Source organism: Bacillus cereus group sp. MYBKT111-2, assembly GCF_051915205.1.
GTDB classification, from domain to species: Bacteria; Bacillota; Bacilli; order Bacillales; family Bacillaceae_G; genus Bacillus_A; species Bacillus_A paranthracis.
The window spans coordinates 551,394-568,271 of the sequence record NZ_JBQAEG010000003.1; the positions used below are offsets into that span (position 1 = coordinate 551,394).

Here is a 16,878-nt window from a genome sequence, read left to right on the forward strand (position 1 = left end):
TTTTCCTCCTTAAAAAGGCAAAAGGGGACCTTATCTTTTTTAAGACAGACTTCTGTCCTAAAAAAGTAAGGCCCCCTTCTAACTAATAGACTATGGGCAAATCATATGTGATTAATTCCTAAACCAATCGCCTCATGCTCAGATCCTTTTACAGGTGCACCAATCGTTCCATATAATGCAACAGCAACCCATTCGCCCTCTTTCTTTCCGTCGTATGGTGTACCGCGCACAATCGCAAAGCGAAGTCCTACTGTACGAAGAACGTCTGCTAACTGAATTTGACCTCTCGTCACTCCGTACAAAGCTTCCATAATTGCGTGATAAAGTGCATGTGTTTCTCTGTAAACGTCTGTTTCAATAACTTGGTTGCTCTTAGCCGCTGTTTCCATTGCTGCGACAACCTTTTGCGAATTCATCGAACCCACTTTCCCCGTACAATACTTCCAACCTTTTGGGATAGATAATACAGGGCTTTCATTCTCATCCGCAAGTGCCAACAGCATGGCCATACGACCAATTCGATGTGTTCCTTGAAGAAGCATGTGACTCTCTCATTTCTTTTAATTATTTGAATATTTCTTAATTTAAGAATATATGAAAACGGTTAAATCGTCAATAGTTTAAACTCACATTCAAACAATTTTTTCATCCCCTCCATTTGTGTACACAAATGATTTACACAAATTTTTCAGGCGTGTTATAGTCTCACTAACCGATACAAAGGGGAGAGATTTCAGTGATAAAGCGAAAAAATATTCATTTTCGAATTGAAGAAAAATTACTTGAAAGGTTTGAAGCTGCACTCCATTACGAAGGCTTAAAGAAAACCGACGTATTAACACACGCAATTCAGCAATTTTGCACGAAGGTGGAATGCGAAAAGATGAATGATGTAAAACGCCAGTACAATGTAAGCAACCATTTACAAATACGTATTGATACGCATAAACATTACGAAGAAAAACAAGTGAATTTAGATGAAGTCGTCATGGATCATTTACAACTTCAAGGAGACGAGAAAATATTAGAGGTTGGGTGCGCTAACGGAAAATTTCTTTCCTTTTTGCAAGCGAATGGCCATAAAGGTCAATTAACAGGTTTTGATCAATCAGAAGCCATGCTCTCTGAAGCCACTAAAACAAATACTTTAATTGAATGGAGACTAGGTGACGCTGAAAAACTTCCTTTTGAAGCCAATTGCTACGACTGGATCGTCGCAAGACATATGTTATATCATATGAAAGATGTTGAAAAAACTATCCAAGGGTTCCATAAAGTAATACGTCCTGGTGGCTCACTTTTAGCTACTACAAATTCTGACATTACATTATCTCGTATAGTTGAAATGTGTAATCGCATGTTAGACGCATTTGATTTACCGAAAACAACATCTTCAGTCACGCCATTTTGTTTGGAAAATGGTAAAGAGATATTACAGTCTGTTTTTTCAACTGTTGAAGAAGCAGTTATTCATAATGCTCTCGTTTTTCATCATGCTACTCCAATTGTAAACTATATTTCTAGCATGTTTCCGTCGCTAAATATACCTGATAATACACATCTTCACGCCGAAATGAAGGAATGGCTAAAAGAAGAAGTAGAAAATGAATTGGCAATTCATAACGGTATATGGCGCGATCCGAAAACGTTAGCCATTTATCGATGTCAAAAAGAAAAAAGCTAGCATTAGCTAGCTTTTATACATTCCCAGGCAAAAGCTCCTCCATCATCACATTCCCCTTACCACTGTAAAAATTTATATTGTGTTCGTTCGCTATCCCAAAATAAGAGGCAATCGCTATTCCAAATGGTACAAATGCATGCCCCTGCGCTGTAATAATGTTTGAATGTTCCACAACTTCTTCATACACAAAATTTTCTACTGGAAAACAATCTAATTTTCTATAATCCATAGTTACTGTATACGAGTTTTCTTTGAATAAGCCTGCTTTTGCTAACGCATACGGTCCAGCACAAATAGCAGCTACTAATTTTTCTTGTTCGTGAAACTGACGGATGACTGAAAAGAGTCCTTCTGCATCCTTCATATGTATCGCGTCTCCGCCGGGAATAATAATCCCCTCATATTCTTCTACACGTACTTCACTTAATTCTATATGCGGTTGCACTTGCAAACCTGTTTCACTTATAATCAATTCTTTCGTTAAACTCGCTGTAATAATTTCATATTTATTTTTCAACAATGCCGTTGCTACCGTAATTTCAAACTCCGCAAATGTTGGATAAACGAATAATAGTATTTTTTTCATAGCCCTCTCCCCTTTAACCACTTCATAAAATATACCCCTAATGCGTCTACTGCTAATCTATTCGTGTCCACATAAGTTACAGGAAATTGTTTATACCAGTCTTTTTCAGTTTCTACTAATTTAAATTGCTCCTCAAATGTACTTCTGTTTCTTGTTCTATCATTATTTTTTCTATTATATAAATTACTTTCCGATACATCCAAATAAAAAATAGCATCCGAACGACATTCTCTTAATTTATATAATTCATCTTTTAATTCAGTTTCTATATCCCACTCTTTTCCTAAAGTTGTAGGATAAAAGATTGTATAAAATTCAATATCTTCTGGTCCACGATCAAAAATTACGACTGAACCTTTCGCATTTTGAAACTCTTTTATTTTAGCTTCTATAAACATTTTTTGATTTGCTATAAACCCTTCTTTTGAATTCATATCCAAATTTAATTGTTTTCGCTTTTCTACAATTGGGTATGGATTTTCATATATCACCGATAACCCATGTAGCTCTAAGCTTTTAGCTAAGGTGGTTTTTCCACTTGCCATCGGTCCTTGAAGTGAAATTACATATGCCATGCCGCTCATTCCCTTACATTTTAGTATACCTATAATATGCGGAATTTTGAAAACTATCAACAAAATATATATCATCTTGTTTCTTATTCTTATCTAACTTATAATAAAAAAATAGAGATTATGACGGACGCATTAATAATGTAAGCTTGGAAATCCAAGCTTACATTATTTTTTGCTTTCCCTTTTCAAATAAAAAGAGTATACTAGATTAGAACGTATGTTCTTAATGATTACATACAGTAAGGAGATAAGACAATGGTATACGATACAAAAGCAATTTCTTGGAACGAGTCTTTAAAACAACTTCAACGCCGCTATACAAACAAACAAGTTGACCGAAAAGAATTTGAGGATATTGAACTGATGGAATTCTTCCGCGATAACGACTACATTTCTTTACCTACACATATAAGCGGCTTATCAACAGCACGTTTTACTTCTTACTCTATTTTCACAACTGAAGATAAAGATCGTAAAGTTGGCACATTAATCATTGAATATGTAGAAGATGATAATAATAATTTATGTGTGGAACAACTATACTTTGTTTAAATGATAACGCTTGGTCAAAATGACCAAGCGTTCTTGCTTTCTATGAATCTCACTGTTTATAATATAAATAAAAGAAAACCGCAATCATTAAGGGGGGATACTCTTGCTCGAAGGATGGTTCAGTTGGTTTATTGTACTGTGGACTGTTATTTTATTAGGACTTATGTCTATCGGTGGATACTTTATGTTCAGAAAATTTTTAAAACGACTACCAAAAGAAGATGGTATGTCCATTTTAGATTGGGAAGAGCACTATATCAATAAAACGAGGCATTTATGGGATGACGAACAAAAACAACTGTTAGAAGAGCTCGTAAGTCCTGTTCCAGAGCTATTTCGCGATGTTGCTAAATCAAAAATTGCTGGCAAAATCGGTGAACTAGCCTTACAAGAAAAAGCCTCTCAAATTACACAAGATTTAATTATTAAAGGGTATATTATTGCTACACCGAAGCGTGATCATAAATTTTTAGTAAAAAAACTACAAGAAAAAAAGATTGATTATTCTCATTATCAATCTTTACTAACAAAATCCCCCTCATAAAAAAGATTGCTAGATTATAGCAATCTTTTTTAACTTACAGTTACTGATTTTGTAGCAGTTAAACGTGCCTCCGCTAAATCTATTTGTAAACCGACAGCACCAGCGTAAATATAATCAAATGTATTTGGGATATTCACGGTAGTAGAAGTAGATCCAGCTGTTAACACGCCATTTGCAGGCACATTTGTCACATCAAATTCCGCACGACGGTTAGTCGCAGAAGTACCAATTGGCATATTTCTATCCCCAAAACTTCCGATTGTATTTAAATTTCCTAAATAATTATTTACCTGTGAAGCAAAAAAGTTGTTTATTACATTATTTGGCCCCGAAAGCCCCGTACCATTTAAATTAAAATTGTCACCTGTTGCATCTGTATCACCATTAATCGCCATTGTAAATACACGAGCATTAACTGGTGCTACAGCTGGCGTGATAAAATTTGAAATCGTTGCTGTCTCACCCAATGTAGAAATGAGTAAACCAGTATATAAACTAACATTCCTAATAGGATATGAATTATCGCGATATACAACAACCAATGCCCATCCTACGCCTGTCCCTTGCGTCGGAGGATTTGCCGTGGGAACCCTTTCTACAAAATAATCCCCCGCTGCTCGATTTAAAAGCCCTTGTAGAATATTTGTTACATTTGCAGCACGTGTATAAATGGTACCTTGAAATGTTCCGCTTGATCTCGTCTCTCCCCATGCAGGAACACTCGTAATTGTATGAGTGACCCCATCCGGTGTTTGTAAAGTAGGTATATTGTTATTTACCACCGTTTCTGTCACAGTTGCACTCAATGTTCCTTGCCATACTAGCATTGCAAAGTCTACAGTTGCTGTTGCTGGTACATCTGTTACTGAAGGATTAAGTCTTGCCCAAGAACCATTTAATGTCCAATCATTTGTCGTTCCCGCAAAAGTTAATGGATCTACCGAAGAAGGAACTCCTGCAAAACTTAAATTTGTATCTCTTGTTATTAATGCATTGTATTGATACGCCGTCGCTGTTGTAATACCACGCATGCCAACTGTATTCCCTGTGTGTACCATAAATAAAGAGTCCGTTTTCGTATATGTTTGTACAAAAGCCAACAATTCCACTCCCCTTCCATATAAGATAAATATTTATTCGCTATTTCATTTAATGCAAACAAGTAAAAAAAGTTCCATTTGTATATGCACAGACTAATTTGGGCAAAAAAAAAGCCTTTACCTATTCCTATTCATTTAAATTTGAATAGGATGCAATGACGAGCTCATTTTATACTAATATTTACACATAGTATTGTTTCTAGATTATTAAATAATGCTATTTGTAAATATTCCATGCCTTGACCGGATTTAAATTTATACAGAAAGGACGAATCTAATGGCAATAGCAACAATAGGAAGTCGTTTAACCTATACAATTGTTGTCCAAAATACCGGAACACTTCCTGCCCAAAATGTTACATTTACAGACCCCACACCCGCTGGCACTACTTTCGTTCCAAACAGCGTTACAGTTGATGGCGTTGCAACAGCTGGAAATCCTGCTACTGGTATTCCCATTAGCAACATTCCTGCTGGCGGCTCTGTTACAATTACCTTTCAAGTAGATGTTACAAGTGTCCCTACCCCACCAGTTGCAAGTAACGTAGCATCATTTGGATACGAATTTCAACCTGCACCTAACGCACCCACTATCACACGTACGACAACAAGCAATATTGTTAATACAGATATTTTCACAGCTAATGTCGCATTAACAAAAGCAGTAGATAAAACAATTGCTACTATCGGTGATACGATTACGTATACAATTACGGCCACAAATCAAGCCACATTAGCTGCTAATAATGTTATCATTACAGACGCGCCTCCTGCCGGCACATCGTTCGTACCGGGTAGCGTTACAGTTAATGGTACTTCTACTACAGATAATCCTGCTACTGGAATAAATGTAGGAACGATTGCTGCAAACGGGAATGCTACAATTACGTTTCAAGTTCAAGTTAATACTCTCCCTACACCAAACCCTATTCCAAATAGTGCAACTTCAAGCTTTCAATATAATCCACCAAACCAACCACCAATTAACAGAAACTCTACAAGTAATATAGTTGAAACACAAATTAATGCTACTATCATAAATCCAACTAAAAGTGCAAACCAACAAATTGTGAATATTGGTGACATCATTACGTATACGATTACTGTTCCAAATAACGGTAATATTTCAGCGACAAATGTTTCCATCACCGACCCTATCCCTACTGGCACTACTTTTATTCCAAACAGTGTTACAGTTAATGGAACGGCACAATCTGGCGTAACTCCAACAAATATTCCGCTAGGTACAATTCCTGCTGGTCAAACTACAACTGTCACATTTCAAGTCCAAGTCACTTCCCTCCCAGCTAACGGAACGATTACTAACGAAGCAAATGTAACATTTACGTCGCAACCGAATCTGGCTGAACCCTCAACAACCACTACGATAACACCACCTCCAACAACTACTTCTGTACGAACTGCAATTGTAAATCCAACAAAAACTGCTAGTCCACAAATTGCTGATATCGGTGATATTATTACGTATACGATTATTGTACCAAATACAGGAAACATCGCTGCAACGAACGTTATTGTAACTGATCCAATTCCAAGTAGCACTACATTTATTCCGAATAGCGTCACAATTAACGGTACTTCACAACCTGGCGTAAACCCTTCTGGTGGTATACAAATTGGAACAATCGCAGCTGGTAATACTGTCACTGTCACTTTCCAAGTTCAAGTTACCTCTCTCCCAGAGAATGGCCTAATCCGAAATATCGGAACCACAACATTTACGTATCAACCAGATCCTACAAAACCAGCTATTACAACAACAAACCCTACACCACCTACTACTACTCCTGTTAACACCGCTATTACAAACCCTGTTAAAACGGCGGATAAAACTACTGTTGATATTGGTGATGTTATTACGTATACGATTACTTTCACTAATGATGGTACGATCCCTGCTACAAATGTAGTTTTTACTGATACCATTCCTACTGGTACAACATTCATTCCGAATAGCGTAATCTTAAATAATGTACCGGTTCCAAATTCAAATCCCGCACTAGGAATCCCGGTTGGAACAATTAATCCCGGTGAAACCAAAACACTATCTTTCCAAGTTCTTGTTACACAAATTCCAGCTGGCGGTGTTATTGCAAACGAAGCTTCAACGACATATACGTACCAGCCAGATCCAACAAGACCGCCGGTTACCACAACCGAACCGACAGCACCTACTACAGTCTCTGTTAATACCGCTACAGTTAACCCTACAAAATCTGCTGATCGTACTTTCGTTGATATTGGTGATGTTATTACGTATACAATTAGTTTACAAAATAACGGCACTGTTCCCTCAACAAATATTGTACTAACAGATCCAATTCCAAACGGTACAACATTTATTCCAAATAGCGTCACGATTGATGGTGTCTCACAACCTAACAGTAATCCTGAAAACGGTATATCGATTGGTACTTTAAATCCAAATCAAGCAAAAACAATTACATTCCAAGTTCAAGTTACAAGTGTCCCGCCAAATGGAATTATAGAAAACCAAGGCAGTGTATCATTTAATTATATTGTTAATCCAAATGAGCCTCCTGTTACAACAACTACCCCAACTCCTAAAACAGAAACTCAAGTTGGGACCGTTATTACAGCGCCTACAAAATCTGCCGACAAACAAGTTGCTGATTTAGGAGATACGATTACCTACACGGTCACATTTACAAATAACGGGACCGTTCCGGCTACAAATGTAGTCGTTACAGACCCTACACCTAACGGAACTATTTTCGTTCCAAATAGTGTTACAATCGATGGCATTACAACGCCAGGAGCAGCCCCATCACTTGGTATACCACTTGGTACCATTTCTGTCGGAGAAACGAAAACAATCACGTATCAAGTTGTCGTTACAAACTTACCACCTGATGGAATAATTAGAAACCAAGCATCCTTCACTTACCAATATCAACCGAACCCAAGTGAGCCTCCTGTCACAACAACTACCACCACTCCAAGTGTAAACATTCCAATTAATAATCCTAATCCAACGACTACAAAATCTGCTGATCGACAAGTTGTTGATATAGGGGATACGATTACTTTTACTGTAACATTCCAAAATAGAGGGACCGTCCCCGCTACAAATGTTATTATAAAAGATGCACTTCCATCTGGTGTTTCTTTCGTTCCAGGTAGCGTTGTCGTAAATGGCACATCACAACTTGGAGAAAACCCTGAAATTGGTATACCCGTCGGCACTGTAAATCCCGGTCAAAGTATTACAGTTACGTTCCAAGGTGTAGTAAATAGTATCCCGCCCGGAGGAGTTATTAGAAATCAAGCAAATGTTACATTCACATACGAGCCAAATCCAAATGAACCTCCCGTTACGACAACTATTACAACTCCTGAAACAGAAACAGCAGTTAATACCGCTACACTAAATCCAAAAAAAACAGCAGATCGCTCCTTCGTTGCATTAAATGATGTCATTACCTATACTCTCTCATTTCAAAACACCGGTACTGTTCCTGCTACGAATATAACAGTAATAGATTCTATCCCTGCCGGTACTGTATTTATTCCAGATAGTGTTACGATTAATGGGATTCCTCAAGCAGGAACAAATCCATCATCAGGAATTTCACTTGGAACTTTAGCGCCATCCGAACGCGCAACGATTACTTTCCAAGTACGAGTAATAAACATCCCTGCTAGCGGCGAAATCCGAAATCAAGGTAGTGCAACATTTAATTATCAACCGGATCCAAATTTACCTCCAGTCACAAAAACAGAAACAACTCCTGAAACAACGACTCCTATCCAAACTGTAGTCATAAGTCCAACAAAAACAGCAAACCTTACGTTTGCAGAAATTGGCGATATTGTAACTTATACTGTCACATTTACAAACCAAGGAACTATACCTGCTACTGGTGTAATAATTACAGATTCTTTACCACCGGGTACAACTTTTATTACGAATAGTGTTACTGTAAACAATGTCGCTCAACCCGGCGTAAGTCCAGTCACAGGAATTCCTGTTGGAACAGTTAATCCCGGCGAGACAGTTACTGTTACATTCCAGATTCAAATAAACGCTATTCCTCCTAATGGAAAAATAGAAAATACAGCAAGTGTTACCTACACTTCTCAGCCTAATCCTAGCGAACCTCCTATTACAACAACAGAAACGACTCCTACCGTAACTTTACCTGTTCGTACCGCTAACCCGAACCCGCAAAAAACAGTGGATCGTGAGTTTGCAAGTATTGGTGATACGCTCACTTATACAATCACCCTTCAAAATACTGGTAATATACCTGCAACTAATGTCATTATTACAGATTCTATCCCTACTGGAACTACATTTATCCCTGGTAGCGTTACGATTAATGGCATTCCACAACCTAATTTGACCCCTGAAACAGGAATCCCAGTTGGCACATTAAACCCTAGACAAGTAGTGACTGTTACTTTAGAAGTACAAATAACAGCTTTACCACCAAATGGCATTATCTCAAATGAAGCAAATGTCACTTACACATCTCAACCAGATCCGACACTCCCGCCTATTACAACAACCACACCGACTCCAATCGCAGAAACAATTGTACAAAATGCAGAATTAGAGTCAACAAAAACAGTAGATTTGCCAATCGCTAACATTGGCGATGCACTCACTTATACAATTACCCTTGAAAACACTGGAAATATTCCTATGACAAATGTATCTGTCATTGATCAACCACCAGTAGGCACACAATTTATTGTAGATTCTGTTACAGTAAATGGCCTTTCACAACCAGGTGTTGATCCAAGCATTGGGATACTCATTGGTACAATACAACCAAATCAAATAATAACCATTACGTTCCAAGTAACGATTACGAATATACCGCCTAACGGGGTTGTTACAAATGTTGGTTCAATCAACTTTACATCTCAGCCTAATCCAAATGAACCTCCTATTACAGAAACAGAGACAACACCACCAGTTAATACTGAAATCATTAATAGTATTATTAATCCATCGAAAACGGCTGATCGAAACAACGTTGATATAGACGATATCATTACGTACACCGTTACATTCCAAAACTTACAAACTGTTCAACTAACAAATATCATTTTTACAGATTCGATTCCAGTTGGTACGACTTTCATTCCAAATAGTGTAACAATTAATGGTATCCCAACTAGTGATGTTGATCCAGCTCTTGGCATTCCTCTTGGCACATTAAATCCTAGTCAATCAGTTGTTGTAACTTTTCAAGTTCGCGTTGTTTCCATACCACCTAACGGAATTATTATAAATGAAGCTACTATCACCTACACATTCCAACCTAATCCTGGAGAACCTCCAGTAACAGTGACTACTCCAACGCCTCCTACTACTACCAATGTCAACACGGCAACAACAAACCCTACAAAATCCGCTGATAAAGTATTTGCTTTATTAGGTGACACAATCACCTATACAATCTCCTTACAAAATACAGGAACTGTCCCTGCAACAAATGTACTTGTAACCGATCCTATTCCAGCTGGTACTACTTTCATTCCGAATAGTGTTACGATAAACGGCGTCACGCAACCAGGTATCGTTCCTAGTTCCGGAATTCTTATCGGTACATTAGAACCTAACACTTCAGCCGTCGTAACTTTCCAAGTTCAAGTAACTTCGATACCACCGACAGGTTTTATTGAAAATGAAGGGATCGTTTCATTCCAATATCAGCCAGACCCTACTAGACCACCTGTATCTGTTACTACACCTACACCTACTACAAAGACGCAAGTAAGTGAAGTTACTATTAATCCTAACAAACAAGCTAACCCTCAAGTTATTAATCTCGGTGATACTGTCACATATACAATTACGTTCCAAAATGTCGGAAATATTAATGCGACAGATGTTATTATTACAGACCCTACTCCACCTGGTACTACTTTCATTCCGAACAGCGTTACGATTAATGGCGTCACGCAACCTGGAACAAATCCAAATAATGGTGTCAACGTTGGGACTGTAACTCCAGGACAAATTGTTACATTAACTTATCAAGTTACTGTAACTGAACTCCCACCAGACGGTATTATTAAAAACACTGCAACTGTCACTTACACATTCCAGCCAAACCCTAGCGAACCCCCTATTACTATTACAGATCCTACTCCAACTGTTGAAGTATCCGTTATTACACCTACACCTAACCCAAATAAACTAGCCGACAAACAAATTGTAGATATAAATGAAATCATAACGTATACTGTAACCTTCCAAAATCGCGGATCAGTCCCTGCAACTTCCGTTATCATTACTGATCCGTTAGCAAATGGGTTAACGTTTCTTCCAGGTACTGTTGTAATAAATGGCATTTCAGATCTTGGAGCAAATCCTGTTGTAGGTATACCTGTTGGAACAGTCAATCCAAACGATACAATTACTGTTCAATTCCAAGCAAGAGTAACAAGTGTACCACCTGGTGGTATCATTCGAAATCAAGCAACTGTTACTTTCACATATGAACCAGGTCCTGGTGAACCTCCTATTACAATTACAGACCCTACTCCAATTAACACAACGAATGTAACTACAGCTATATTAAATCCGAAAAAAACAGCCACGCCGGAAACAGTTACTTTAGGTGATATCATTACGTATACGATTTCTCTCCAAAATACAGGTACCATTCCTGCTAATCATATACTTGTAACTGATACAATTCCTATCGGTACTTCGTTCATCCAAAATAGTGTAACAATTAACAACGTGCCGCAACCAACCGCAAATCCATCAGCAGGCATCCCAATTTCAACACTTGCTCCTTCTGAATCAGCAACGATTTCTTTCCGTGTCCTAGTTACTTCAATTCCACCAAGCGGAGAGATCCAAAACCAAGGTAACGTTTCATTCCAATACCAACCAGATGCTACTAAACCACCGGTATCCGTTACTACGCCTACACCTACTACAATTACTCCTGTAAACGTTGGGACTATTAACCCGATAAAAACCGCTGATAAATCCATCGTTTCAGTAGGTGATACGATTACATTTACTATCACATTCCAAAATGAAGGTACGATTCCTGTCACTGACATTTCTGTTACAGACTCACTTCCTGTCGGCACATCATTCGTTCCAAATAGTGTCACAATTAATAACATTCCCGTTCCAAACGCAAATCCATCCACAGGCATTCCAGTCGGAACTCTTAATCCAACAGAATCCGTAACTATTTCATTCAAAGTACAGGTTATTACACTTCCAGCTAATAGAATGATTACAAATATCGCATCCATTACGTATACTTCTCAACCCGACCCTACTAGACCACCTATCACAACAACGACTACAACACCACCAATTACGATAGAAGTAAACCCTAATGAGCCAAACACATTTATTAAGACCGCAAATGTAAATAGCGCCAATCTCGGTGATTTCATCACATATACACTTACCTTTACTAACAATGGCACCATTCCAGCAAATAATGTACTCATTACCGACCCACTTCCTCCTGAAGTTACTTTCTATCCAAATTCAGTAACAGTAAATGGAGTAGCACGTCCCGGAACTAACCCAACTATTGGTATTCTTATCAGCACTGTTAATCCAAGCGAATCTGTTGTTGTCCGTTTTATCGTTCAAGTAACAGCAGAGCCACGAAATGGTCTCATTCGAAATACCGCCCGCATTCGCTATACACTCAGACCAGATCCTACTCAACCACCGATTTCCGTTGATGAGACTTCAGAGCCAAACATTATTCCATTTATCGGTCCGTTCGTCTCACCAAATTTAAATTGCTTTTTTAATGGTACACGTTTTATACGCCGTGGCTGGGATAGAAGGTGTTAACAATATAAAATAAAAAGACAGCGTCAAAAAACGCTGTCTTTTTATTTTATACATATACAGTTTTTAAGTTAGTTTCATATCTTTTTCATTATAAAAACCATCTTCTTTTTCCATTTCCTTTTGTAATTTCGTAAAGGAACGGTACATAGCAATTCTCCATGAAACAATCATCGCGAACGCCAGTAAGAAGAACATGCCACTAAGTTGTCCTAAATCAAGAGATTGACTTAAGTATGTTTTAAATACAATTCGCACGACAAGTAATCCAATTAATATAAAAACAAAGGCTTTGGAACGCTTCAAATAAATCTCTTGTCCTCTAATTTCAAATTTAGATGTTTTAATAAGAAAAATAGAGAAAAACAAACCTACACCAATCGCTTCTAACATCTCTGCTGGAGTTAATCGAAATTCAGGAAAAACATACATCAATGCTCCCGTACTCATAAAAAATGGTGGAAGTATAATTTTTTTCAATGTTGCAGGTTTCTTAGCTGCTTTTAAACGAATAAACATCGCACCAACAGCCATACAAACAGCAACGATACTGGATAAAACAACTATGTTCATATTTTCTCATCCTTTTTTGTGGCTATATGCAAAATATACTTTCATTATATGCTTTTCCGTTAGTATTTCCAACATTTTCACAGAATAATACTAAAAACCCTTAAAACCACCAAATAAACTTGAGAAATATACGATAATTTTCGTCATCCAGTTAAAGTATAAGAAAATACCCATGATAATCATAACGTATCCCCCGATTTTCATGAACTTCATACTATTTCTTTTAATCCAAGACATTTTCGTAATAAAGAATGATAGTACGAAGAATGGGATAGCGAATCCAAGTATATATGCGATCATATAAATCATCGCAGACTCTGGGTTCGTTGCTGCTAATCCAATGACAGACACTAAAATAGGCCCAGTACAAGGAGTCCATCCTGCGGCAAACGCCAATCCAATTAATACTGATCCAAAATAACCACTCGGACGATTTTTAAACGTAAATTTACGATCTTGCATTAAAAACTTCGGCTTAAACACACCGACAATAATTAAACCGAACACGATGATAAATATACCACCTAACTGTCTAATTAAATCTTTATAATTTGTAAAGATGCCTCCAATAAAACTTGTACCAAATCCAATTGCAATAAATATAATTGAAAATCCAAGTAAGAAAAACGCTGTATGTATCATACTTCTTTTGCGAAGCATTGCATTTTCTTCTTTCAACTCAGAAACCGACATACCTGTTATGTACGATAAAAATGCCGGATAAAGCGGTAAGCAACATGGGGAAATAAATGATAAAAACCCAGCACCAAACGCTAAAAAAATACTAATATCTTGCATTATTCCACTCCTCTCCTTACATATTGTAGCAAAAACATATAAAAATACTATGAACAATTCGTGAAATCACTTTTCCAACGTGATAATAAGAAAAACTACCCTTTCACACTTTTTCTGAAAAAACGTTTTCATTTCCTTCTATTTATATAGAAAAATCTCAATTACACTACAAAACCTCTCTAATGTTATTAACATAACAAAGGTAATATAGTTTCTCAAATGATTAGCATGTTATTCGTACGTTTATATACATATTGATTAAAAAATATTTTTTTCAAATGCTGTCTTTATACAATACAAACTTGATTTTACAATACTTCTATTATTACTAATTTCAAGATTATGCATAAATATCATACTTTTATTATTATTCTATAAAATGTCACACTTTTCTTTTATTTGACCCTTCATTTTTAATTTTGTATACTTCCCTCTAGTTATATATGTCCGTTACGGAACAATTTCATATAGATGGGAGGAATATTTCATGCTTCGTTATTCTCTTTTAGTTTTATTAGGAGCGTGTAGTTATGGGATTTTAGCTATTTTCGTTAAACTTGCATATGCAGAAGGATTTTCACTTGGAGAGGTAATTGGCAGCCAATATTTGTTCGGTTGGATTATTTTGCTTGCTATTACACTTCTATTTTCGAGACATCGTGTTCCATTAAAACAAGCATTAATTTTATTCGTTGCAGGTACATCTGCAAGTTTCACTGGAATTTTTTATTATGCTTCATTAAAAACTGTACCAGCATCTATCGCAATTATACTTTTATTCCAATTCGTTTGGGTCGGAATTATTATTGAAGCAGTCGCAACAAAAACTTTACCTTCAAGAGAAAAAGTTATTTCTGTTATTTTCTTACTTGCAGGTACATTTTTATCAAGTGGTTTACTAGAAAAATCAGCAGGTGATTTCGATACGACTGGAATCATATTAGGTTTATTATCTGCTGTTACATTTGCAACATACATTTTCGTGAGCGGGAAAGTTGCTGTTGAAGTACCTTCATTACCACGTGGTGTTCTTTTAATGGCTGGTGCTTTAACTTTAGTAATGATCGTATTCCCTCCAACATTTATTTTTAACGGTGCAATTTCTGAAGGACTTTGGAAATACGGTTTAGGTTTAGGAACATTCAGTATCGTCATTCCTTCTATCGCCTTTACAATTGGTATTCCAAAGATTGGTTCTGGCTTAGCGACTATTCTTGGCGCTGCGGAACTACCAGTTACAACAATTATGTCTGTATTCGTTTTAAAAGAAGCTGTACTATCTTCACAATGGTTCGGTGTATCACTTATTTTAATCGGGATTGCAATCCCGCAAATTGCTTATGCAATGCGTGGACGTTACCGTAAACATCATACACACAAAAAATTGGCAGCATAAACGAGAGGGGATTTTCATTTGAGAATCCTCTCTTTTAATATTGTATACTTAATGTAAATACTTTATTTAAGAAAGAAGGCATTATAAGTGGCAGCAAATCTAGAGCAATTAACTGAGACGCTAATTTCTATTCGTCGAAATTTACATGAGCATCCAGAACTATCATACGAAGAATTTGAAACGACGAAAGCTATAAAGAATTGGTTGGAAGAGAAAAACATTACGATTATAAATTCTAATTTAGAAACGGGCGTTATTGCTGAAATTTCGGGGAATCGTAACGGACCGCTTATAGCAATCCGTGCTGATATTGATGCCCTTCCTATTCAGGAAGAAACAAATTTATCCTACGCTTCAAAAATCCATGGAAAAATGCACGCTTGTGGGCATGATTTTCATACAGCTGCTATTATAGGTGCAGCTTATTTATTAAAAGAAAGGGAACCTTCCCTAAATGGAACTGTTCGCTTTATATTCCAGCCGGCTGAAGAGAGTAGTGATGGCGCTTGCAAAGTTATTGAAGCTGGGCATTTACATGGCGTACAAGCTATTTTCGGTATGCATAACAAACCTGATTTACCAGTAGGTACAATCGGTATTAAAGATGGTCCACTTATGGCCGGAGTTGATCGATTTGAAATTAAAATTCACGGAGTTGGTACACATGCAGCTGTACCAGATGCTGGGGTAGACCCTATTGTCGCATCTTCTCAAATTGTGATGGCACTCCAAACAATTGTAAGCCGAAATATAAGTTCTTCACATAATGCCGTCGTTAGTGTCACAAACATCCACTCAGGAAATACGTGGAACGTTATTCCTGAAAAAGCAATATTAGAAGGTACTGTTCGTACTTTCCAAGCTGAAACACGCGAAAAAATTCCAGCCTTAATGGAACGTATCATTAAGGGCGTTTCTGATGCACTAGGTGTAAAAACAGAATTCCATTTTCATTCAGGTCCTCCTGCCGTCCATAATGATGAAAGTCTTACTCATTTATGTACACAAACTGCACAGGAAATGTCACTAGACGTGATTACCCCTACTCCTTCCATGGCTGGCGAAGATTTCTCTTTTTATCAACAACACATACCAGGATCATTCGTCTTTATGGGAACAAGTGGTACACATGAATGGCATCATCCAAGCTTTACAGTAGATGAGCGAGCATTACCTATAAGTGCAGAATACTTCGCTTTGCTAGCTGAAAGGGCACTTAAACAATTTGCATAA

General features: G+C 37.2%; 12 protein-coding genes and 1 pseudogene. 6 read left to right on the forward strand and 7 right to left on the reverse strand.

The window, feature by feature from the left end:
- Window positions 1–101: 101 nt before the first annotated feature.
- Window positions 102–542 (reverse strand): hut operon transcriptional regulator HutP, encoded by a 441-nt coding sequence (gene hutP, locus ACTFNE_RS11575; RefSeq protein WP_000926516.1) that lies wholly within the window; start codon window positions 540–542, stop codon window positions 102–104.
- A 194-nt stretch (window positions 543–736) separates the two neighbouring features.
- On the opposite strand from hutP, the gene ACTFNE_RS11580 reads away from it, so the two are divergent.
- The gene (locus ACTFNE_RS11580; RefSeq protein ID WP_046198974.1) at window positions 737–1,684 is read left to right on the forward strand and encodes a class I SAM-dependent methyltransferase; all 948 of its coding nucleotides are present in this window, start codon (window positions 737–739) and stop codon (window positions 1,682–1,684) included.
- Between the two features lie 13 nt (window positions 1,685–1,697).
- Here ACTFNE_RS11580 and ACTFNE_RS11585 read toward each other — a convergent pair whose 3' ends face one another.
- Window positions 1,698–2,270, reverse strand: coding sequence for a DJ-1/PfpI family protein (locus tag ACTFNE_RS11585; RefSeq protein WP_101218277.1), 573 nt, complete (start codon window positions 2,268–2,270; stop codon window positions 1,698–1,700).
- Entirely contained in the window at window positions 2,267–2,845 is a 579-nt protein-coding gene (locus tag ACTFNE_RS11590; RefSeq protein ID WP_046198976.1) for an AAA family ATPase, read from the reverse strand. The genes ACTFNE_RS11585 and ACTFNE_RS11590 overlap by 4 nt, the downstream gene beginning before the upstream one ends.
- A 255-nt stretch (window positions 2,846–3,100) precedes the next feature.
- Between ACTFNE_RS11590 and ACTFNE_RS11595 the strand changes: the two genes are divergently transcribed.
- Together ACTFNE_RS11595 and ACTFNE_RS11600 are read left to right on the forward strand one after the other, a co-directional pair.
- Window positions 3,101–3,397 carry a hypothetical protein gene (locus ACTFNE_RS11595; protein ID WP_000262403.1) on the forward strand — a complete coding sequence of 99 codons (297 nt, stop codon included), beginning with the start codon at window positions 3,101–3,103 and terminating at the stop codon, window positions 3,395–3,397.
- 103 nt (window positions 3,398–3,500) lie between these two features.
- Complete coding sequence (locus tag ACTFNE_RS11600) at window positions 3,501–3,941, forward strand: DUF2621 domain-containing protein (RefSeq protein ID WP_046198977.1); 441 nt, start codon at window positions 3,501–3,503, stop codon at window positions 3,939–3,941.
- A gap of 29 nt (window positions 3,942–3,970) precedes the next feature.
- Here ACTFNE_RS11600 and ACTFNE_RS11605 read toward each other — a convergent pair whose 3' ends face one another.
- Complete coding sequence (locus ACTFNE_RS11605) at window positions 3,971–5,041, reverse strand: hypothetical protein (RefSeq protein ID WP_270704962.1); 1,071 nt, start codon at window positions 5,039–5,041, stop codon at window positions 3,971–3,973.
- Between the two features lie 277 nt (window positions 5,042–5,318).
- Here ACTFNE_RS11605 and ACTFNE_RS11610 point away from each other — a divergent pair, with 277 nt between their 5' ends.
- Entirely contained in the window at window positions 5,319–12,881 is a 7,563-nt protein-coding gene (locus ACTFNE_RS11610) for a DUF7507 domain-containing protein (protein ID WP_439998016.1), read from the forward strand.
- A gap of 63 nt (window positions 12,882–12,944) precedes the next feature.
- Here ACTFNE_RS11610 and ACTFNE_RS11615 read toward each other — a convergent pair whose 3' ends face one another.
- From ACTFNE_RS11615 to ACTFNE_RS11625, 3 genes and pseudogenes are all read right to left on the reverse strand, one after another.
- On the reverse strand, window positions 12,945–13,451 hold the full coding sequence (locus tag ACTFNE_RS11615; protein ID WP_001028639.1) for a CcdC family protein: 507 nt from the start codon (window positions 13,449–13,451) through the stop codon (window positions 12,945–12,947).
- A gap of 90 nt (window positions 13,452–13,541) precedes the next feature.
- The gene (gene ccdA / locus ACTFNE_RS11620) at window positions 13,542–14,249 is read right to left on the reverse strand and encodes a cytochrome c-type biogenesis protein CcdA (protein ID WP_001152682.1); all 708 of its coding nucleotides are present in this window, start codon (window positions 14,247–14,249) and stop codon (window positions 13,542–13,544) included.
- A gap of 16 nt (window positions 14,250–14,265) precedes the next feature.
- A pseudogene (locus ACTFNE_RS11625) lies at window positions 14,266–14,410 on the reverse strand (peptidase T).
- A 326-nt stretch (window positions 14,411–14,736) separates the two neighbouring features.
- Between ACTFNE_RS11625 and ACTFNE_RS11630 the strand changes: the two are divergent.
- Window positions 14,737–15,645, forward strand: a complete 909-nt coding sequence (locus tag ACTFNE_RS11630) for an EamA family transporter (protein WP_000947030.1) — start codon at window positions 14,737–14,739, stop codon at window positions 15,643–15,645.
- 87 nt (window positions 15,646–15,732) lie between these two features.
- Window positions 15,733–16,878, forward strand: coding sequence for a M20 peptidase aminoacylase family protein (locus ACTFNE_RS11635; protein ID WP_270706001.1), 1,146 nt, complete (start codon window positions 15,733–15,735; stop codon window positions 16,876–16,878).